Annotated in this window: 17 protein-coding genes; 3 read left to right on the top strand and 14 right to left on the bottom strand. The window is 68.7% G+C overall.

The window, feature by feature from the left end:
* Positions 1 to 58: 58 nt before the first annotated feature.
* The 5 genes from J2753_RS08700 to J2753_RS08680 form a co-directional block, all read right to left on the bottom strand.
* Complete coding sequence (locus tag J2753_RS08700) at positions 59 to 1123, bottom strand: ATP-NAD kinase family protein (RefSeq protein ID WP_209491543.1); 1065 nt, start codon at positions 1121 to 1123, stop codon at positions 59 to 61.
* A gap of 231 nt (positions 1124 to 1354) precedes the next feature.
* Positions 1355 to 2047: a competence/damage-inducible protein A gene (locus tag J2753_RS08695; protein ID WP_209491542.1), complete on the bottom strand. Its 693-nt coding sequence runs from the start codon at positions 2045 to 2047 to the stop codon at positions 1355 to 1357.
* Positions 2048 to 2095: 48 nt separating this feature from the next.
* Complete coding sequence (locus J2753_RS08690; RefSeq protein WP_209491541.1) at positions 2096 to 2731, bottom strand: class I SAM-dependent methyltransferase; 636 nt, start codon at positions 2729 to 2731, stop codon at positions 2096 to 2098.
* A gap of 18 nt (positions 2732 to 2749) precedes the next feature.
* Positions 2750 to 4846 carry a type II secretion system F family protein gene (locus J2753_RS08685; RefSeq protein WP_209491540.1) on the bottom strand — a complete coding sequence of 699 codons (2097 nt, stop codon included), beginning with the start codon at positions 4844 to 4846 and terminating at the stop codon, positions 2750 to 2752.
* Between the two features lie 2 nt (positions 4847 to 4848).
* Complete coding sequence (locus J2753_RS08680; protein ID WP_209491539.1) at positions 4849 to 6504, bottom strand: type II/IV secretion system ATPase subunit; 1656 nt, start codon at positions 6502 to 6504, stop codon at positions 4849 to 4851.
* Positions 6505 to 6645: 141 nt separating this feature from the next.
* Here J2753_RS08680 and J2753_RS08675 point away from each other — a divergent pair, with 141 nt between their 5' ends.
* Positions 6646 to 7116 (top strand): DUF5793 family protein, encoded by a 471-nt coding sequence (locus tag J2753_RS08675; protein WP_209491538.1) that lies wholly within the window; start codon positions 6646 to 6648, stop codon positions 7114 to 7116.
* A 93-nt stretch (positions 7117 to 7209) separates the two neighbouring features.
* On the opposite strand, the gene pdxS is transcribed toward J2753_RS08675, so the two are convergent.
* Entirely contained in the window at positions 7210 to 8118 is a 909-nt protein-coding gene (pdxS, locus tag J2753_RS08670; RefSeq protein WP_209491537.1) for a pyridoxal 5'-phosphate synthase lyase subunit PdxS, read from the bottom strand.
* A gap of 215 nt (positions 8119 to 8333) precedes the next feature.
* Between pdxS and J2753_RS08665 the strand changes: the two genes are divergently transcribed.
* Positions 8334 to 9080, top strand: a complete 747-nt coding sequence (locus J2753_RS08665; RefSeq protein ID WP_209491536.1) for a DUF1405 domain-containing protein — start codon at positions 8334 to 8336, stop codon at positions 9078 to 9080.
* Here J2753_RS08665 and J2753_RS08660 read toward each other — a convergent pair.
* The 8 genes from J2753_RS08660 to J2753_RS08625 form a co-directional block, all read right to left on the bottom strand.
* A complete protein-coding gene (locus tag J2753_RS08660; RefSeq protein WP_209491535.1) occupies positions 9077 to 10054 on the bottom strand; it encodes an isocitrate/isopropylmalate dehydrogenase family protein in 978 nt (325 codons plus the stop codon). The two genes, J2753_RS08665 and J2753_RS08660, sit on opposite strands and share 4 nt — an antisense overlap.
* Complete coding sequence (gene leuD, locus J2753_RS08655; RefSeq protein WP_209491534.1) at positions 10051 to 10704, bottom strand: 3-isopropylmalate dehydratase small subunit; 654 nt, start codon at positions 10702 to 10704, stop codon at positions 10051 to 10053. The genes J2753_RS08660 and leuD overlap by 4 nt, the downstream gene beginning before the upstream one ends.
* Positions 10701 to 12173 (bottom strand): 3-isopropylmalate dehydratase large subunit, encoded by a 1473-nt coding sequence (gene leuC, locus J2753_RS08650; RefSeq protein ID WP_209491533.1) that lies wholly within the window; start codon positions 12171 to 12173, stop codon positions 10701 to 10703. Before leuC ends, leuD begins: the two co-directional genes overlap by 4 nt.
* A complete protein-coding gene (locus tag J2753_RS08645) occupies positions 12170 to 12535 on the bottom strand; it encodes a hypothetical protein (RefSeq protein ID WP_245334547.1) in 366 nt (121 codons plus the stop codon). The genes leuC and J2753_RS08645 overlap by 4 nt, the downstream gene beginning before the upstream one ends.
* Positions 12536 to 12540: 5 nt before the next feature.
* On the bottom strand, positions 12541 to 13575 hold the full coding sequence (gene ilvC / locus J2753_RS08640) for a ketol-acid reductoisomerase (protein ID WP_209491532.1): 1035 nt from the start codon (positions 13573 to 13575) through the stop codon (positions 12541 to 12543).
* Positions 13568 to 14374: an acetolactate synthase small subunit gene (gene ilvN, locus J2753_RS08635; protein WP_209491531.1), complete on the bottom strand. Its 807-nt coding sequence runs from the start codon at positions 14372 to 14374 to the stop codon at positions 13568 to 13570. Before ilvN ends, ilvC begins: the two co-directional genes overlap by 8 nt.
* Positions 14371 to 16182, bottom strand: coding sequence for a biosynthetic-type acetolactate synthase large subunit (gene ilvB, locus J2753_RS08630; RefSeq protein ID WP_209491530.1), 1812 nt, complete (start codon positions 16180 to 16182; stop codon positions 14371 to 14373). Before ilvB ends, ilvN begins: the two co-directional genes overlap by 4 nt.
* A 241-nt stretch (positions 16183 to 16423) precedes the next feature.
* Positions 16424 to 17677, bottom strand: coding sequence for a LeuA family protein (locus tag J2753_RS08625; RefSeq protein ID WP_245334578.1), 1254 nt, complete (start codon positions 17675 to 17677; stop codon positions 16424 to 16426).
* Between the two features lie 123 nt (positions 17678 to 17800).
* Here J2753_RS08625 and ilvD point away from each other — a divergent pair, with 123 nt between their 5' ends.
* On the top strand, positions 17801 to 19585 hold the full coding sequence (gene ilvD, locus J2753_RS08620; RefSeq protein ID WP_209491529.1) for a dihydroxy-acid dehydratase: 1785 nt from the start codon (positions 17801 to 17803) through the stop codon (positions 19583 to 19585).
* The last annotated feature ends 46 nt before the right edge of the window (positions 19586 to 19631 follow it).

Below are 19631 nucleotides of genomic sequence, written 5' to 3'. Positions count from 1 at the left end.
TCTCGTCTCGCAGTATCGGAGCCCATGCCGTGGTTGTGTCTACCCGACCGTTGCTGGCTCAGACCAACTTCATCATCCGGGTCTCGAACTTCCCGACCCGAACTTTCCACCAGCCCTGTAGCCCCTCGTCGAGTTCGGGGTCGTCGGTATCGGCGCGCAGCACGCTCACGCCGTCCAACTTCGCCCGCGAGGCGACGATAGTCACGTCACACTGCCGGATCACGGCCGGCGAGAGCTGTGGGTTCCCGCGGCCGAACACGAACCCCTGCCCGCCGATGGGCGAGACGACGATGACGTTCTCCTCGCCCAGTTCGTCGAGGATCTCCTCCTCGGTGGCGTCTTTCACGATCACCTCGCCGTCGCGCCAGATATCGACGCCGATTGACGATCCCTCGAAGTCGAGTTCCGCCTTGACCGTCCCGACCGTCGATCCGGGCCCGAGCACGTACGTTTTCCCCGGCTCGGCCCGGATGTCGTTCGCGACACCCTCCGCGAGCGCCTCGACGGTCCCCCCGCCTAACTGCTTGGAGGACTGCATCGCCTCGGCGACGGGCACCTGCGCGACGGCGCGGAGTTCGGGGTTCACCTCACCTTCTCGGTACTCGTCCTCGTCGATGTCCATCACCTCGCGGCGCTCCGTGCGCTCGTAGGAGGCAACGATGTAGGCGGCGTCCTCCGGCGAGACGGCGAATACCGAGGAGTAGACCTTCACGCCCGCGGGAATCCCGAGCATCGGCGTGTCCGTTCCTTCGAGGGCTTCGGCCACGTCCGCCGCCGTCCCGTCGCCGCCGACGAACAGGACCAGATCCACGCCCGCGTCGACGAACGTGGAGACGGCCGCTTGGGTATCCTCGGAGCCAGTCTCCTCCCCCGCCGGCGCGCCGAGAACGTCAGGGTCGTAGCCCGCCGCGCGGGCTTCCTGCTCGCCCATCGGGTCGCCCCACGTCGAAACCTCGGCATCCGGGCGTCGCTCGGCGAGTTCCGCGAGCGCGCGCTCGGCGCGCTGGGGGGCGCGGGGTTCGGCGCCGCGTTCGCGGGCCTCGGTGACCTTCTCGTCGGTCCCCTTCAGCCCGACGCGGCCACCCATGCCCGCGATGGGGTTGAGGACGAAGCCTACGTGCATACCCACCCTTGGCGGGGCGAGCGGAAAACGACCGCGGACGCGGCGACGGCTGATCCGGAAATGGCGCCGATACCGTGGACCACCAGAGCTAAGCGCCGGTCGGCCCAACGCCGGCGTATGCTTCAGACCTCCGTCGAAGGCGTCTCGCTCGATCCCGCAGTGACCGGCGGCGTCGCGCTGGTGCTCGCTATCGGTCTCACGGCGGCGTGGACGCTGGCGTTCTACCGGTAGCTACGCCGCGACGCTCTCGACTCGCTCGGCCAGCCAGTCGGCCGCCCGGCGGGCTTCGGCGGGCTCCGTTGCGGTCACTTTCAGCCGGACTGTCTCACCGGGGTAGGAGCCGACAGAGGCGTCGAACCGATCCTGCACCTCCGAAAGCCGATCCAGTAGCGCGCTCTCCGGTTCGCTCGTCTCGACGGTCTCACTGTAGGTCTGTTCGCCTGTGAACTCCTCGGCGACGCCGGCGAACATGACCTTCATCTCGCCGGGCACCCCGGGGAGCACGTAGCAGGACTCCACGACGGCGCCCGGCGCCACGCCCTCGGCGTTGTGCAGCGCTCGGGCGCCGACGGGGAGTTCTGCGGTGCCCGTCGCGAGGTCGTCGGCCGCGTAGCCGCCCTCCTCTTCCAGCCACGCGACGGCTTCGTCGTTCAGTTCCACGTCGCGCCCGAACGCCGCGGCGACGCCCGCCATCGTCACGTCGTCGTGGGTCGGCCCCAATCCGCCGGTGACGACGACCGCGTCGTACTCGGCGTGGTACTCGTTCACGACGCGGGCGATGTCGGCGACGCGGTCCGGGAGGGTGGTGACCCGCTCCACGTCGACGCCCCGGTCGTCGAGGCGGGCACAGAGCCACGTCGCGTTGGTGTTCTCGGTGTCGCCAGTGAGCAGTTCGTCGCCGACGGTCACGATAGCGGCGTCCATTTGCCGGCGATAGGCGCGAACGACTGAAAAGGACGACGGCAGGGGCGCCTACTCGGTGCCGACGACCGCGTAGCAGTTCCCGCTCGAAAGCTCCCACTCCAGCAGTTCCAGATCGCTCGCCTCGATATCCGCCTCGAACTCCGCGGGGTCGTAGACGTGGTAGAAACGCCCGACCGTCTCGCCGCCGGGAAGCGTCCAGTCGACCTCGGTATCGAGCCCCGAACCGTCGGTCTCCCCGTCCTCGAACCGGCTGTGTTCGGTGCTCCACGCGCTCACCAGCGCGCGGCCCCCCGGTGCGAGCACGCGAGCCAGTTCGTCGAGGCTGGCGAGGCGACGCTCCCGGGGCCGGAGATGGTGGAGTGTGGCGATGTACACCCCCAGATCGACCGTATCAGTTTGCAGCGGGATTTCGGCGGCGTCGCCGGCGACGAGGTCGGCGTCGAAGCCGCGCTCTGTGGCCCGGGCCGCGGCTTCCGCAAGCAGTCCCGTGCTGGCGTCGACACCGACGACGCGGTCGGCGTGGTCGGCGAGCACCTCCGCGTGGCGGCCGTTGCCACAACCCAGATCCAGCCCGATCTCGCCCGTTCGGTCCTCGAGGAACGACTCGATCTCGGGCCAGGCGTACTCGCGGGTCTTCGAGAAGTGGGCGGCGATGCGGTCGTAGGTGTGGCCGGCATGGGACATGGTCGGGGTGAGGGCGGGCTACAGGAAGATGAACGCGATTACGGTCAGAGTCAGCAGGACGACGACGTGTTTCGCGCCGTCGGCGAGCGACCCCTCGCCGAGTTGGCCGGCGACGAGGCCCGAGAACACCGCCTGCATCACCGCGGCGTGGAAGAAGATCAGCGTGTACGCGTGGGTGTTGACGCTCCCGAGGCCGCTGAACACGCCGCTGGTGACGCCGCCTGGAAGGTTCCCGCCCCCGCTGGCGCCGAGATTCGCGCTCTCGATGGCCGGGATGAACGACGAGGAGAGCGCGAACACGATGCCGATGAACACGAAAAAGGAGATGTAGATGACCATCAGGTAGGTTAGCATCTCCTGACGGCGCTCGCGCTGGAGCCGTCGGCTCGCACGGGCCTCGTCGGCCGCGATTTCGAGGACGGGCGCGATCTCGCCGCTGGCGGTCATCGCGTTGGTGACCAGCACCGTCGCGCGGGTCATCATCGGCGAATCGATCCGGCGCTCCATCCGTCGGAACGCGGCGCGCACGTCGGCGCCCCAGCGCACGTCCTCCCACGCCCGCTGGAGTTCGGGGCTCAGCGCGTCCAGATCCGAGCGGGTGAGTCGCTCCAAACTCTGGACGACGCTCACGCCGGCGTCGTTGATGCTTGCGAGTCGTTCGAGGAAGTCCGGGATCACCCGCTCGATTGCCCGTACTCGGCGCTTGTTGATCTCGTACAGCAGCGCGAACACGGCCGCGCCGAACAGGATCGCCTCGACGACCGGCGTGTCGACGGTCCGGAGCGCCGCCAACGGCGAGAGCGGGACCGCCCCCGAGCGCATCCCGATCCACCAGAGGCCGAGCGGGACGGTGAGGAAGAAGCTGTACTCGGGGTTCCGCAGCACCGTCTGCCCGGGGCTTCGGAGCCAGCCGAGCGTCGACTCGAACTGGACGTACGCGTTCAGGCGCTCGCGGCTCACGGCCCAGTCGTCGTCGACGGCACCGACCCCACCATCGGGGAGCACCTCGGTTTCTACGTCCGTGATGCCGCTAATGCCGACTTCCGGGATCACCTCGCGCTCGCCGCCCAGTGTGCCGCTGACCCGGCTGGTCGTGCTGCTGATATAGCCGATAAACAGCAGGCTCGCCAGCGGGACGCCGAGGTAGACGACCGCGCGTAGTAGCCCCAGCGTGTCCTGCAGGACGAGGCCGATGACGACGAGGATGGTGATGAAAAAGAGCGGGCCCGCGACGAACACCGTCACGTACGCCTCGGCGAACGTCGACAGCAGATCGAGATACTGGCGCTGCTGGGCCTCGGCCTGCTCCTGATAGCGGTCGTACTGGTCCTTGAGGAAGTTCGAGAGCGACTGGCCCGACCCCAGCACCGAGGCGAGGTTCTCGCCGAACTCCTCGAGGCTCGAACCGGGGGTGCGGTTGGCCATCCGGTCGAGCGCGCTCAGTACGTCGGTGCCGAACGTGTTCATGTCCCGGACGGCGACGCCGATCTCGACGGCCGCCTCGCCGTACACGTCGCGGTTCCGGGTCAGCGTATCAAGGATCGCCGGGAACGCCATCCCCGAGCGCGAGAGCGCGTAGATGAACGCGATAGTCCGAGGCTGGGTCGCCTCGATCTGGCCGGCACGGCGGTCGGCGCGCTCCTCCAACAGCGCCCACCGGACGTAGTAGGTGCCCAAGGCGAGTAAGGTACCGACCGTCGCACTGGAGACGAACAGCAGCACGAACAGCTCCGAAACGGAGAGCTGGGTGACCCGGGTGAGATCCGCGAGGAAGGCGAGTGCGGGCGGGAGGCTTGCCCGGACAGCGTCGCCGCTGATCCGGAGCAGCCAGAGCAGCGCTGCGGCGGCGTAGACGCCGACGATGCTCCCGCTCAGGCCGAACAGCAGGCTGTACAGCAGCGTCCGGGCAGCGTAAACACGGTGGGTGATCTCGACGTGGGCAGCCCGCAGCCGTGACTGCTGGTCCTGCTTGCGCGGGCTCTCGTTGGCGACGTAGTCGCCGAACAGCGAGAGCGCGGTTCGGGAGACCAGCAGTCGTGGCCGTCGGCTGAACCGCTCGATTCCGAGGGGGAGCAGGATCGCGACGGCCAGCAGCAGCGGCAGCGCCCAGAGCATCGCTACTCCACCGCGTCGGCGAGTTCCTCGCCCGCCGAGAGGTCGATGTCGGCGGCCTCGACACGTTCCATCACGCGCTCGGGGTGGGCGTAGTACTCGTTGATCAGCGCGGTGAACGCCCGGTAGTCGGTGATGCCGCGCTTCTGGAGGAACTCGAGGAACCGCTCGCGGTTGCGGATCTCCTGGAGCAGTTCGGACCGGCCCCAGCCGCGTTCGTCCTGAATCTCGTCGAGCAGGTCCGAGTCCTGTCGCCTGACGGTGTCGGACTCGGCGTCCCACCGGAACGCCGAGGAGTAGTCGAGTTCGCCGGTGCGCTGGTCGATACCGCCGATCTCGCCGATGGTCTTGGCCCGGCGCACGCGCTCCTCGCCCTTCCGGGTCAGCACCTGGATCGAGATCATGTCGAGGCTCTGGACCATAGCGCGCGGGACGTTGATCGGTTCGTTCTCCAGCCGATTGATCACCGTCTCGATGGAGTCGGCGTGCATCGTCGAGAACGTCGTGTGGCCGGTGTTCATCGCTTGGAACAGCGTCACCGCCTCCGCCCCGCGCACCTCGCCGACGACGATGTACTCCGGCCGGTGGCGCAGCGCGGAGCGCAGCAGGTCGTACATGTCGATATCGGTCCCCTCGTCCAGCCGTTCCCGGGTGATCGAGGAGAGCCAGTTGTCGTGATACAGCGAGAGTTCGCGGGTGTCCTCGATTGTGAGCACCTTCGCCCGCGGCGGGATGAACATCGAGACGGCGTTCATCGACGTGGTCTTCCCCGAGGCGGTGCCGCCGGCGAAGATGAGGCTCTTGTTGTGCTCGATGCAGAGCCAGAAGTACGCCATCTGGCCGATAGTGAACGTCTCGTAGTTGATCAGGTCGATAGGGGTGAACGGCTCCTCGGCGTACTGGCGGATAGTGAACGCCGAGCCCCGGGGAGTGACCTCCTCGCCCAGCGCCAACTCCGCGCGGGAGCCGTCGGGCAGCGTCGTCTCGACGATGGGGTCGCCGACGGATATGTGGCGCCCGGACTGCTGGGCGAGTCGGATGACGTAGTTGTCAAGCGCCTCCTCCTCGAAGATGACGTTCGTCTCGATGTCGGTGTAGTCGTCGTGGTAGACGAAGATCGGGAGGTCGTAGCCGTCACACGAGATGTCCTCGATGTGGCGATCGTTGAGCAGCGGATCGACCTTCCCGTACCCCCGAAAGTCCCGGACCAGGTAGTACAGTAGCGAGTAGAACGTGTCCATCTCGGCCTCGACGCCGTACTGTTCGAGCAGGCCCGAAAGCTCCTCGCGCAGCGTCTCCTCGTCGGCCTCGGTCCGGGCCGCGCGGTAGAGCAGCGGGTCGCGGATGTCCTCGACGATCCGCCGGAGCAGCAGCGTCTCGAACTCGTCGAGGTCGGGTTCGACCGCGTGGTACTGGTGCTCGCTCGCCTCCGGGTCGTAGGTGATGACGACGTAGGCGTAGGGCGCGTTCACCCAGTAGCGGTCGACCTCTTCGTGGCCCGGCGGCACGTCGAAAGAGGCCAGCGGGCCGTCCTCGCCGGGGCGGAACGGGCGGAGCTCCAGCTCCGAGCCTCGAAGCATCTCCACGGTTCGGGAGATCCGTCGCTTGAGCGCCGATAGCGTGTCCTCGACGCCGGACCCCTCGGTGCGTTCCCCGGACATGCAGTAGTTGTCTGAGGTACCAGCGGGCCCACCATAAATATGTGCGCACTGTGCGGGGGTGACGGGGTGTCGAAGCCCGCCGACATCACCGCGGACGGGCGTCACGGTTTTAGGTTCCCATCGCTAACCCTTCAGCATCGAATGAGGCGTGACTACTTCGAACTTGACGTGACGAACGTCGATCGGGCGACGGAGGGGGGGACGCCCGCCCAGCCGCTGGTCGAAATCGAGTTCAGCGGCCCGGCCGAGATGCTCCGGGAGCGCCTCAGCGACGCCGACGGCGACCTGCTCGCGGGCGAGGACGTCGATGTCGCGTTCCGCCTGCAGGAGCCACGCGACGGCGACGGGCCGACGCCGGGCGTCGTCGCCGTCACCAACCGCGTGACCGGGGAGTACGTGCTCGAACTCAACGAGGCGGCCGACGACGTGCTCCGGTTCATCGACGCCGCCCGAGCGTTCGGCGAGACAGACGAGGGCGGCGGCTACCGCGTGATCGTCTCCATCGAGGGTGAGCAGTTGGTCGAGTACGAGAAGGGAACGTTCCTCGTCTACGACGCCGACGGCGAGTTCCTCCGCGAGGAGAGCCTGATCCCCCCGGGCGTCGAACTGTAGCCGGTTTCTCCCCGTGATCAGCCATCCCCGGCTAGCGATAGCGCACCAAATCGTCCGGGAGCCGAGCCGAAAAAACACCGCCGAGTCGCCGGGTTAGTTGCCGCGGCCCTGGAGCTTCTCTTCCTCGGGCAGGTCGACGTTCGCGTCGCCCTTCATGCCGCCGCCGACATCGGAGGCGATCTCCATCAGCGCTTCGGGGTCGTCCCAGTTGTTGACCGCTTCGACGATAGCCGAGCCCATCTTCTCGGGGTTCTCTGCGCCGAAGATCCCCGATCCCACGAAGATGCCGTCACAGCCGTGATACATCATCAGCGCGGCGTCGGCGGGCGTCGCGATGCCGCCGGCCGCGAAGTTGACGACCGGAAGCCGGCCGAGATCCGCCGTCTCGTGGACCAGTTCGCGGGGCGCCTCGTTCTCGCGGGCCCACATCTCGCGTTCCTCGTAGTTCATGCCCGAGAGCTTCCGGATCGCGCTCTTGATGTTGCGCTGGTGGTGGACCGCCTGGTTCACGTCGCCGGTGCCGGCCTCGCCCTTGGTCCGGATCATCGCCGCGCCCTCGTCGATGCGCCGGAGCGCCTCGCCGAGGTTGCGCGCGCCACAAACGAACGGCGCGGTGAAGTCGCGCTTGTCGATGTGGTACTCCTCTTCCGCCGGGGTGAGCACCTCGCTCTCGTCGACCATGTCCGCGCCCGCGGCCTGCATGATCTCGGCTTCCTTGTGGTGGCCGATCCGGACCTTCCCCATCACCGGGATGGAGACTTCGTCGGTGACCTCGGCGATCTCGCCGGGGTTGGCCATCCGCGCGACGCCGCCGCGCTTGCGGATGTCCGCCGGGACGGCTTCGAGGTGCATCACCGCGACGGCGCCGGCGTCCTCGGCGATCCGGGCCTGCTCGCGGTTCACGACGTCCATGATGACGCCGCCTTTCTGCATCTTCGCGAAGCCGCGCTTCACGAGGTCGGTGCCCCGTTTGAGCTCCTCGATGTCGTCCACTTCGTCCATACGCGCCCTTGCAGCGGACGGGTCTTAAGGGAGGTGGCTTCGGCCCGTTCGGCCGGGATTCCTCTTCCACTACTGCGACAGTTCCGTGAACAGCAACACCGTGAAAGCCCCTTTCAGTCCCTCCCTGCCGGCTGGTTCGCCATCCGTCGGCACCCCAAAATCAATCGCGCACCGCCACCGGCAGCCCTTTGCCCTCCCCGCTGCTGCCAAAACCCATGACCCTGCCGGGCTTGCTCCCCCGCTCGCGCCTGCCCGACCGCGACGCGCTCGCGCGCTGGCTCGCCCCTCTCCCGCGGGCCGTCGAGGATTTCGGCCTCCGGGCGGTGTGGCTCGTCGTCCTCACCAACCTCGTGGGCACCGTCTTTGGCTTCTGGTACTACGGCTTCCACCCGATCCCGCTCTCGGACCCGCTGATCACCGGCCAGTTCGCGATGGAGCCAGCGATTCTCTGGCCGCTGATCCCCGACAGCCCCGTGGCGACGCTGTTCATCGCGCTCGCGCTGGGGGCGTGGGCGCTGGATCGCTCCAGCGAGTACCTGAACGCACTGGCCTTCTTCGGCTGCTGGAAACTCGGCTTCTGGACGCCGTTCGTCCTGACGGTCTTCTCGGAGAACTTCCTCGCGACGACGCCGCTGCCGATGTACCTCTTCCTCCTGTTCAGCCACCTCGCGATGGTGGTGCAGGCGTTCGTCCTCCACCGGATCTCGGAGTTCCCGGTCCGCGCGGTCGGCGTCGCACTACTCTGGTACGGCCTGAACGACCTCGTGGACTACTTCGTCCCGCTGGTGGGCACGCCCCACCACACGCTCATCCCCGGTCAGACCCTCGGCGTCGACGGCTTTCTCACGCACCCGACGGAGATCCACAGCCTCGCGGCCGCGGGTGCAGTGACGCTCACGGTGACGGCGACGTTCCTGACGCTCGCGACCAGGATCGAGAAACTGGAAACGGAGTCGGCTTAGAGCCGGGAAATCACGGCGTCGGCGACCTCGCTGGTCGTCGCCGAGCCACCGAGATCCGGCGTTCGCGGGCCGTCTTCGAGCACGCCCTCGACCGCAGCGCGCACCCCTTTCGCCGATTCGTCGTGGCCCAAGTGCTCCAGCAGCATCGCGGCGCTCAGGATGGCCGCGGTGGGGTTGGCGACGCCCTCGCCGGCGATGTCCGGCGCGGTGCCGTGAACTGGCTCGAACAGGCCGTTCTCGGCGCCGACGTTCGCCGAGGGGAGCAGGCCGAGGCCGCCGACCAGCCCCGCGGCGAGATCCGAGAGCACGTCGCCAGCGAGGTTCGGACAGACGATCACGTCGTACTGCTCGGGGTCGAGCGCGAGTTTCGTCGCCAGCGCGTCCATCAGTTCCGTGTCGTAGTCGGCACCGCGCTCGTCGGCGACGGCGTCGACCGAGTCGAGGAACGTCCCGTCGGTGACCCGCATCACGTTCGCCTTGTGCGCGACGGTCACGTCGGCGCCGCGCTCGGCGGCGTAGTCGAAGCCGAACTCCGCGATCCGCCGGGAGGCCGACTCGGTGACGACGCGAGTGAGCGTCGTCACACCCTCGCCGAGGTCGCTCTCGATGCCCGAGTAGACGCCCTCGGTGTTCTCCCGAACGAACACGAGATCCGTCTCGGGTCGGAGTGCATCGACGCCCGGGTATGCCCGCGCGGGCCGAACGTTCGCGAAACTCCCCACCGCTTCACGGAGCGGCAGGATCACGTCGGCGGCTGACTCGCCCGCGGCGCCGAACAGCGTCGCATCCGCCGCCTGAACGGTCTCAACCGTCGATTCGGGGAGCGGCGTCCCCTGCGCCTCGGCGATGGCGTCACCGGCATCGGCTTCGACGAACGAGAACCCGGGATCCACCGCCTCCAGCACCCGCACCGCCGCGGGGACGACCTCCTGGCCGATCCCGTCGCCGGGAACGACCGCGATCTCCGCCGTCATAGCTCGGTGTAGGGGAGGGATTCTGCCGTCGCGGCGACCTCCTCGGGGTTGGCGCCGAGCAGCGCGGTGGTGTCCCACTCGCCGGCCACGAGCGACTGGCGCTGGGCCGAGTCGACCGCGGCGTCGATTTCCGTGCCGTCGTATCGGACCTGCTCGTCGCCCACGTCGACGGTGATCTCGGTGTCCGGATGCTCGTCGACGTGATCCTGCAGCGCCTCGACCGCTTCGCTGTCGGCGGTGATCGTCGGGATCCCCAGCGCGAGACAGTTACCCGCGAAGATCTCCGCGAACGACTCGCCGACGATAGCGTCGATGCCCCAGCGCTGGAGGGCCTGTGGGGCGTGCTCACGGGAGGAGCCACAGCCGAAGTTGGCGTTGACCACGAGCACGTTCGCGTCCCGGAAGCGCTCGTCGTTGAACGGGTGGTCGGTGGGGTTCTCCGCGACCTGCCCGCCCTCGCCGTCCGGGCCAGCCGTCTCGTAGCGCTGATCGAAAAAGGCGAACTCTCCCAGTCCCTCGAAGGTGAGCACCTTCAGGAACCGCGCGGGGATGATCTGGTCCGTGTCGATGTCGTTGCCGCGGACGGGGATACCGGCACCGCGAACCGTCTCGATAGCCGGTACGTCGACGGGGCCGTCGTCGGCGCTCATCGCGCCACCTCCGGGGCCGCGTCCAGTTCGCGCACGTCGGTCACCTCGCCCGTCACCGCGGCGGCGGCGACCATCTCGGGGCTCATCAGCACCGTCTTCCCCTCGGCGCTGCCTTGCCGGCCGACGAAGTTCCGGTTCGAGGAGGAGGCACAGACCTCGTCGCCGACGAGCTGGTCGTCGTTCATCCCCAAGCACATCGAGCAGCCCGCACCGCGCCACTCGAAGCCGGCGTCGCGGAAGGTTTCGTCCAGTCCTTCCCGCTCCGCGGCGGCTTTCACGCGCTGGCTGCCGGGAACGACGAGCCCTCGCACGTCGTCGGCGACCTCGCGGCCCTCGACGACCTCTGCGGCCGCGCGCAGGTCCGAGAGCCGCGCGTTCGTACAGGAGCCGAGGAACGCCACGTCGACGGGGTAGCCGTCCATCGGCTCCCCTGGTTCGACGCCCATGTGCTCCTGTGCGCGCTCGGCGACAGCGCGGTCCTCCGGCGCCAAGTCGTCCGGGTGCGGGACTGGCTCGGAGATGCCGACGGTCTGTCCGGGCGTGGTACCCCAGGTGACTGTCGGCTCGATGGCCGAGCCGTCGATGGTGACAACGTCGTCGTACGTCGCGTCGTCGCCCGAGCGGATCGACTCCCAGTACTCCTTGCGCTCGGCGAACTTCTCGGGGTCGTCGCCGGACTGCGTCCGGCTGCTCGAGGAGCTTCGCTCCTCGTTGTCCTCGAAGGCGTCCGTGTCGCGGAGCCAGTCGTAGGTTGTCTGGTCGGGGTTCACGTAGCCCGCGCGGGCACCGCCCTCGATGGACATGTTGCAGATGGTCATCCGGCCGGGCATCGACAGCGCGTCGACGGCCGAGCCGCCGTACTCGTAGACGTAGCCGACACCGCCGTCGGTGCCGAGTTCGCCGATGATCGTCAGGATCAGGTCCTTCGCCGTGACGCCCTCGCCGAGTTCGCCCGTGACCTCGATTCTTCGGACTGCTTGCTTCTCCATCGCGACGGTGCCGGTCGCCAGCACGTCCCGGATCTGGGAGGTGCCGATACCGAACGCCAGCGCGCCGAAGGCGCCGTGGGTCGCGGTGTGGGAGTCGCCACAGACGATAGTCATTCCGGGCTGGGTCAGCCCCTGCTCCGGCCCGACGACGTGGACGATTCCCTGCCGGCCAGTGTCGGGGTGGTCGAACGTGAGCCCCACGTCCTCGACGTTCTCCTCCAACTTCTGCATCATCGCTTCCGCGGCGTCGTCGTCGTAGGGGCGCTCGCGGTCGTCGGTCGGGACGATGTGGTCGGCGGTCGCGTGGGTCCGTTCGGGATAGGCGACCTCCAGTCCGCGCTCGCGCAGCATCCCGAACGCCTGTGGGCTCGTGACCTCGTGGATCAGGTGGAGGCCGACGAACAGTTGGTCCTGCCCGCTCGGCAGCCGTCGGACGCGGTGGCGGTCCCAGACCGCATCGTAGAGCGTCCCCTCGCTCATACGGCGCCCTCGTCTTCCTCCTCTACGTCGGCGGACTCCACGGCTGGATCCTCTTCACCGCGAGTGTACACCGCTTCGGCGCTCGGCGCGTCCTCGCGGGGCGTGTGGTCGATCTCGCCCATCGGTTCGTCGTCGTGGTCGTCTTCATCGGCGCCGTTTGCGGCCTCGCCAGCCTCCCCGCCGTCGGCGGAGGGATGGCGGTCCGAGGTACCGCCATCGACGACGGCGACTTTGCCGCGCTCGAACACCTGCGAGTCGCCGAACGTCTCGCCGGTCATGGGGTTGGTGTGGTTCACCCCGCCCATCGTCCGCTGGCTGGTCTCACGTCGGTTCTCTCGGTCGTCGGTGGTGTGTCGGCTCATTTGTGTCAGTCGTCCGCCGGCGCGTTTGCTTTCTCCCGGTTCCCTTCCTCGTCGCTCCACGCGAACAGGCTGCGTAGCTCCTCGCCTACCTCCTCGATGTCGTGGGCCTTCTCCGCGTCACGACGCTGGCCGTAGGACGGCCGGCCGGCCTGATTCTCGGTGATCCACTCGCGGGCGAATTCCCCGTTCTGGACCTCCTCCAGCACGGTCTCCATCTGCTCGCGGGTGTGGTCGTCGACGACCACTTCACCGCGGGTGAGGCCGCCGTACTCCGCGGTGTCGGAGACCGAATCCCACATCTCGCTCATGCCGCCCTCGTACAGCAGGTCGACGATCAGCTTCAGCTCGTTCAGACACTCGAAGTAGGCCATCTCCTCGCTGTAGCCCGCGTCGGTCAGCGTCTCGTAGCCGGCCTTCACCAGTTCGGTGACGCCGCCACAGAGCACCGCCTGCTCGCCGAACAGGTCGGTCTCGGTCTCCTCGCGGAACGTCGTCTCGATGACGCCCGCGCGGGTGCAGCCGATGGCCGCGGCGTAAGCCAGCGCCTGGTCGTGGGCATCGCCGGTGGCGTCGCGGTAGACCGCGATCAGGCCGGGCGTCCCCTCGCCCGCGGCGTACTGCCGGCGGACGATGTGACCCGGACCCTTGGGCGCGACCATCGTCACGTCCACGTCCTCGGGCGGTTCGATCTGGTCGTAGTGGATGTTGAAGCCGTGGGCGAACTGGAGCGTGTCGCCGGCCTCCAGCTCCGGCTCGATAGCCTCGTACACGTCCGGCTGGACGTTGTCCGGCACCAGAACGGAGACCACGTCGGCGGCTGCCGCGGCCTCGACGGGCGTCGCGACGGTGAGGCCGTCCTGTCGGGCCGCTTTCCGGGAGGCCGAGCCCTCGCGCAGGCCGACGATGACGTCGACGCCGCTTTCGGCGAGGTTCTGGGCGTGGGCGTGGCCCTGACTGCCGTAGCCGAGTACGGCGACCGTCTTCTCCTCGATGTGGCTGTGCGTCGCGTCGTCGTCGTGGTAGATAGTGTTCTCAGTCATCGTCTGTCGGCGCTCCCGGCGCCGTCTCTGTCGTCGATTGGTCGGTCGCGCGATTCGTCCTCGGGTCGATCCGCTGGCGCTCGTAGCGCTCCTCCTCCGCGTGGGTAGTCCACTCGTTCCCGCGGGCCAGCGCGGCCGTGCCCGTGCGTGTCAGTTCCCGGACGCCGAAGCGCTGGAACGCCTCGACGGCCCGGTCGACCTCCGCGGAACTGCCCGTCACCTCGACGGTCACGGTTCCGGGCTGGGCGTCGAGCACTTCGCCGTCGAACATCTCGACGACGGACTCGACGGCGGCGGGGCGGTCGTCGTGGACTTTCAGGACCGCCAGCTCTCGCCGGACCGCGTCCCGGCCCAGTTCACGGACCGAGATCACCGGAACCAGCTTCTCTAACTGCTTCTCGACCTGCCGGACGCCCGGCTCCGGCTCCTCGATGGTCAGCGTCATCCGGGCCGTCTCGGGGTTGGTCGTCGGGCCGACGGTCAGCGAGTCAATGTCGAACTGGCGCCGACTCACGAGTCCGGCAACCTCCGCCAGCACGCCCGGTTCGTGTTTCACCAGCGCCGAGATGGTGGTCCGGCGCGCGGGGTGGCTCGCTTCGGCCTCGGGGTCGATCCGGACGCCCTGTTTCGACCGTCGCTCGGCCGGTCGCGGGCGGTCGTCTGGACCGGGGCCAGTCAGACCCTCGCGGCGCTCGCTCGGGTCGGCGAACTGGGAGTTGGCGCCGTCTTCGGCGTCGTCGGCGTCGTCGGCGTCGGCAGCATCTTCGGCCTCGGCGGCCTCGCCGTTGCGCCGGCTCATAGCTGCTCCTCCGAGAGGGCGAAGCCGCTGTTGTCGCCGCCGCTTGGCACCATCGGGTAGACGTTCTCCCGCGGGTCGATCTGGGCGTCGACGACCGAGGGGCCGTCGTAGTCGAACGCCGCCTCGAGGGTGTCAGCCACCTCGTCGTAGTGGTCCAGCGTGAACCCTTTCGCGCCGAACGCCTCGGCGATGGGTTCGAACTCCGGGACCCAGCCGTACTCCGAGGCGGTGTGCCGTCCCTCGAAGAACGCGTCCTGCCACTGGCGCACCATCCCGATGGCCTCGTTGTTCAGCACGACGACGGTGATGTCCAGATTCTCCCGGGCCGCAACCGAGAGCTCCTGGACCGTCATCAGGAACGATCCGTCGCCCTCGAAACAGACCACTTCGCGGTCCGGCGCGGCGACTTTGGCGCCGATAGCGGCGGGCAGGCCGTAACCCATCGTTCCCAGCCCGTGGCTGGAGACCCAGCAGCGCGGGTCGCGGTACGTCCAGTACTGGGCGGCCCACATCTGGTGCTGGCCGACGCCGGTAGTGACGATGGCGTCGTCGGGCGTCGCTTCGTCGGCGACTTCGACGACGAACTGCGGTTTCACAGGCTCGTCTTTCGGCGCCGCGTAGGTCATCGGGTACTCGGCCTCCCACTCGCGACACTGCTCGCGCCAGTCCGCGTGGCGGTCACTGCTGGTGTCGGCGGCCTCAACGCGCGAGTCGAGTTTCTCGTGGACCTGCTCGATCACCGCCGCCGCGTCACCGACCAGCGCGTGGTCGGCCTCGACGTTCTTCGAGATCTCGGCGGCGTCGATGTCGGCGTGGATGACCTCGGCGCCGGGCGCGAACGTCTCGACGCCGCCGGTCAGACGGTCGTCGAAGCGCGTCCCGATGGCGAACAGGCAGTCCGTATGCGAGATGGCCATGTTCGCGGCACCGGTGCCGTGCATCCCGGCCCACGAGAGACAGCGCTCGTGGTCCTCTGGGACGCTCCCGATGCCGGGCATCGTCGTCACCACGGGCACGTCGAACGCGTCGACGAACGCCCGCAGTTCCGGGGCGGCGTCGGCTTTCACCACGCCGCCGCCCGCGAGCACGACCGGGCGCTCGGCGCGCGCGAACGCCTCTGCGGCCGCTTCCACGGCCGCCTCGTCGGCCTTCTCGGGTGCGTCGTAGTAGGTCGGCAGCCGCCCCGGTTCGGGGCCGGCGTCGGTCTCGGTCGTCGTCGCGTCCTTCGGCAGGTCGACAAGCGTCGGGCCCGGGCGACCCGTGCCCGCGAGTTCGACTGCCTCGCTGACGGTGGCGCCGATGCGGTCGGCGTCGCCCGCGAAGTAGTTCTCCTTCGTGATCGGTCGGGTGACGCCGACGGTGTCGGTCTCCTGAAACGCGTCGTTGCCCAAGAACTCCGTTGGCACCTGTCCGGTCAGCGCGACGAACGGGTCCGAGTCCATGTCGGCGTCGGCGATGCCCGTGACGAGGTTCGTCGCCCCCGGGCCGGAGGTGGCCATGCAGACGCCCGGAGTCCCCGTCACTTGCCCGTAGGCGTCGGCGGCGTGGGCCGCTGCCTGCTCGTGGGCCATCGTGACGTGACTCGGGCCGGCCTCGGCGTTCGCCAGCGCGTCGTAGACGGGCATGATGGCCCCGCCCTGTACGCCGAAGACGTGCTCCACGTCCGCGGCCGTGAGGGCGGCGATGGCTGCGTCGGCGCCGGTGGCCGGTTCGGCTGGCTGGTCGTCGCTCGATTCGGGTCGGTCGTCGTCTCGCGGCTCGGCCGCCTCCTCGGTGGGCCGGGCCGCGGTGCGTGCTCGCTCGCTCATGTGCTGATGTGACTGCAGGCTCGGTTGTCGGCTGATGCGACGGTCGGGTGAGGAGAGTTGGGTGTAGGGGTTAGGCAGCCCCTACAATCGCGAGCGAGACGCTGACGCCGGGCGAACCCGTGTGGCGTCGGCGCGTCATGGGTGATGGAACGGCGTCCCCCGTCATAATCCTTTCCGAGGCATGTCACATTGTGGCATGACCGCGTGCGCTGCGGCTGCCGCGGGGCGTCGTCGACGGGGCTCATCGGGCCGGCCCCTCCCTGATCTGTTCGGATCCGCGAGTCACGTCGTGGGCCTCGGCGACGGCCGCCAGCGTGTCGGTGGTGATCTCGTCGCCGTCGGCGCCGCGATCTTTCACCTCGCGGGTGACCGCGCGTACCTGCTCGTCGGACGGGTCGTAGCCCGCGTCCTCCAGGCGCTGGCGGACGGAGTGGGTGCCGGTGTGCTTGCCCAGCACCAACTCGCGCTCGGCGCCGACCATCTCCGGGGTCATGACCCCCGGCTCGAACGTCGCCGAGTTCTCGATGACGCCCGCGGCGTGGATGCCGGACTCGTGGGCGAACGCGTTGTCGCCGACGATGGGCGTGTTCGGCGCGGTCGGAACGTCGCTGCGTTCCTCCACCAGCCGAGCCAGTTCGGTGATCTGGGTGGTGTCGATCCCGGTGTCGGCGCCGTAGACGCTCTCGGCGGCCATGACGACCTGCTCGAAGGCGGCGTTGCCGGCGCGCTCGCCGATACCGCCCACCGAGACCTGTGCGCGGTCGGCGCCGGCCTCGAAGCCGGCCAGCGCGTTGGCGCTCGCCAGCCCGAAGTCGTCGTGGGTGTGGACGTCGATTTTGGCGTCCGTGTAGCCGCCGATGGTCTCGATCAGGTCCGCGAACCGTCCGGGAGTGGCGACCCCGCAAGTGTCCGGGACGTTGATCCAATCGACGCCGACCGCGGAGACGGCCTCGACAACCTCGCGCAGGTAGTCGGGGTCGGTCCGGGTGGCGTCCATCGGGGAGAACATCACTTCTGCCCCGGCCTCCGTGGCGCGCTCGACGCTCTCGACGGAGCGCTCCAGCACGGCCTCGCGGCTGGCGTGCATGGAGTCCTCGATCTGAACGTCGCTGGTCGACGCGAACACGTGGACCAGATCGACGCCGGCGTCGAGTGCGGTCTCGATGTCCTTGTCGACGACGCGAGCCAGCCCACACACCGTCGCGTCGGCCGCCGACGCGATGTCACGGACCGCCGCGAACTCCGCGTCGGAGTTCACGGGGAAGCCCGCCTCGATCGTGTCGACGCCGGCACTGTCCAGTGCGGCGGCTATCTCGCGCTTGTCGTCGTAGGAGAACGAAGTTCGGGGCGACTGTTCACCGTCTCGCAGGGTGGTGTCGAAGATCCGAGCCGTGGCGAACTCGGAATCAGTTTTCAGCGTGCCCTGGGAGAACTCGATCCGCCGGGGATGCCGACGTACCCTCGTTGTCGTGAGACATTGTACCCCACGATACAGGGTACCACCTGTTAAGCGTGTCGGCTGAAACCATCACGGTTAATAACGCGGAATCCCTGATTAGGGGGGGAATCACCCACATGGTCGGAACGGAGTTAAGTGCGCCCGGCCGCGTGGGTCGGTATGAGTAAACAGGACACACCCGAGGACGGTGGGAAGCCAGCCCACCTGCGGAGCCGGGAAGTGACGGAGGGACCGGAGCGGGCCCCACACCGCTCGATGTTCCGCGCGATGGGGTTCGACGACGACGACCTCGCGTCGCCGATGGTCGGCGTCGCCAACCCCGCCGCGGACGTGACGCCCTGTAACGTCCACCTCGACGACGTGGCCGACGGCGCCATCGCGGGGGTGGACGACGCCGGCGGCATGCCCATCGAGTTCGGCACCATCACCATCTCCGACGCCATCTCGATGGGGACCGAGGGGATGCGCGCGTCGCTGGTCTCGCGGGAGGTCATCGCCGACTCCGTCGAACTGGTCGCGTTCGGCGAGCGCCTCGACGCGCTGGTGACGGTCGCCGGCTGTGACAAGAACCTCCCCGGCATGTTGATGGCCGCGATCCGGACGGACCTGCCCAGCGTGTTCCTCTACGGTGGCTCCATCCTCCCGGGCCAGCACGAGGGTCGCGAGGTGACCGTCCAGAACGTGTTCGAGGGCGTCGGCACCCACGCGCAGGGCGACATGAGCCGCGAGGAACTGGACGAACTGGAGCGCAACGCCTGCCCGGGCGCTGGCTCCTGTGGCGGCATGTTCACCGCGAACACGATGGCCTCCATCACCGAGGCGCTGGGACTGGCGCCGCTTGGCAGCGCGTCGCCGCCGGCCGAGAGCGAGGGCCGGACAACGGTCGCCGAGCGCGCGGGCGAACTCGCCCTCGACGCCGTCGAGAACGACCGCCGACCCTCGGACATCCTCTCCCGGAAATCCTTCGAGAACGCCATCGCGGTGCAGGTTGCGATGGGTGGCTCGACCAACGCGGTGCTCCACCTGCTCGCGCTGGCCGCCGAGGCCGGCGTCGACCTCACCATCGACGACTTCGACGAGATCGCCCGCCGGACGCCGAAGATCGCGAACCTCCAGCCGGGTGGCTCGCGGGTGATGAAGGACCTCCACGACGCGGGCGGCGTCCCGGTCGTGATCCGCCGACTGGTCGAGGCGGGCCTGTTCCACGGCGACGCCGCGACGATCACGGGCCGGACGATTTCGGAGGAACTCGCGGAACTCGACCTGCCGGCCGACGAGACCCTCGACGATACGGACTTCCTCGCGCGCGTCGACGACCCGTTCCACGAAGAGGGCGCGATCAAGATCCTGAGGGGGAACCTCGCGCCCGACGGCGCCGTGCTCAAAGTCACGGGCGAGGATCAGTTCCACCACGAGGGGCCCGCCCGAGTCTTCGAGAGCGAGGAGGACGCGATGAAGTACGTCCAGGAGGGCGGCATCGAATCCGGTGACGTCGACGAGGGAACCTCGTCGGGCAACCAGACTGGCGTCCAGTCTGGTGACGTGATCGTGATCCGCAACGAGGGCCCCCGCGGCGGCCCCGGAATGCGCGAGATGCTGGGCGTCACCGCCGCCGTCGTCGGGCAGGGCCACGAGGACGACGTGGCGATGGTCACCGACGGGCGCTTCTCCGGCGCGACGCGTGGGCCGATGATCGGCCACGTCGCCCCCGAATCCTACGTCGGCGGGCCGCTGGGCGCGCTGGAGGACGGCGACCACGTCACTATCGACATCCCCGAGCGCAGGCTTGAGGTCGACCTCCCCGACGCGGAGATCGAGGAGCGCCTCGACGAGCGCGAGCGACCCGAGAGCGCCTACACCGACGGCGTGCTCGGGAAATACGGCGCACAGTTCGGTTCCGCGGCTGACGGCGCGGTTACGAACCCAGGTCTGCGTGATCGGTAGCGGCATCAGCCACAACACCGAAAAGGCCCCCCGACGTGCGGGGAAG

It is taken from the genome of Halolamina salifodinae (assembly GCF_017874235.1).
GTDB classification, from domain to species: Archaea; Halobacteriota; Halobacteria; order Halobacteriales; family Haloferacaceae; genus Halolamina; species Halolamina salifodinae.
Note: the sequence above shows the minus strand (reverse complement) of the source record. Positions and strands in the feature narration are given on the sequence as shown.

Coding starts and splice junctions, on each gene's coding strand:
- J2753_RS08700 (WP_209491543.1), bottom strand. CDS start 1,123: ATGCACGTAGGCTTCGTCCTCAACCCCATCGCGGGCATGGGTGGCCGC.
- J2753_RS08695 (WP_209491542.1), bottom strand. CDS start 2,047: ATGGACGCCGCTATCGTGACCGTCGGCGACGAACTGCTCACTGGCGAC.
- J2753_RS08690 (WP_209491541.1), bottom strand. CDS start 2,731: ATGTCCCATGCCGGCCACACCTACGACCGCATCGCCGCCCACTTCTCG.
- J2753_RS08685 (WP_209491540.1), bottom strand. CDS start 4,846: ATGCTCTGGGCGCTGCCGCTGCTGCTGGCCGTCGCGATCCTGCTCCCC.
- J2753_RS08680 (WP_209491539.1), bottom strand. CDS start 6,504: ATGTCCGGGGAACGCACCGAGGGGTCCGGCGTCGAGGACACGCTATCG.
- J2753_RS08675 (WP_209491538.1), top strand. CDS start 6,646: ATGAGGCGTGACTACTTCGAACTTGACGTGACGAACGTCGATCGGGCG.
- pdxS (WP_209491537.1), bottom strand. CDS start 8,118: ATGGACGAAGTGGACGACATCGAGGAGCTCAAACGGGGCACCGACCTC.
- J2753_RS08665 (WP_209491536.1), top strand. CDS start 8,334: ATGACCCTGCCGGGCTTGCTCCCCCGCTCGCGCCTGCCCGACCGCGAC.
- J2753_RS08660 (WP_209491535.1), bottom strand. CDS start 10,054: ATGACGGCGGAGATCGCGGTCGTTCCCGGCGACGGGATCGGCCAGGAG.
- leuD (WP_209491534.1), bottom strand. CDS start 10,704: ATGAGCGCCGACGACGGCCCCGTCGACGTACCGGCTATCGAGACGGTT.
- leuC (WP_209491533.1), bottom strand. CDS start 12,173: ATGAGCGAGGGGACGCTCTACGATGCGGTCTGGGACCGCCACCGCGTC.
- J2753_RS08645 (WP_245334547.1), bottom strand. CDS start 12,535: ATGAGCCGACACACCACCGACGACCGAGAGAACCGACGTGAGACCAGC.
- ilvC (WP_209491532.1), bottom strand. CDS start 13,575: ATGACTGAGAACACTATCTACCACGACGACGACGCGACGCACAGCCAC.
- ilvN (WP_209491531.1), bottom strand. CDS start 14,374: ATGAGCCGGCGCAACGGCGAGGCCGCCGAGGCCGAAGATGCTGCCGAC.
- ilvB (WP_209491530.1), bottom strand. CDS start 16,182: ATGAGCGAGCGAGCACGCACCGCGGCCCGGCCCACCGAGGAGGCGGCC.
- ilvD (WP_209491529.1), top strand. CDS start 17,801: ATGAGTAAACAGGACACACCCGAGGACGGTGGGAAGCCAGCCCACCTG.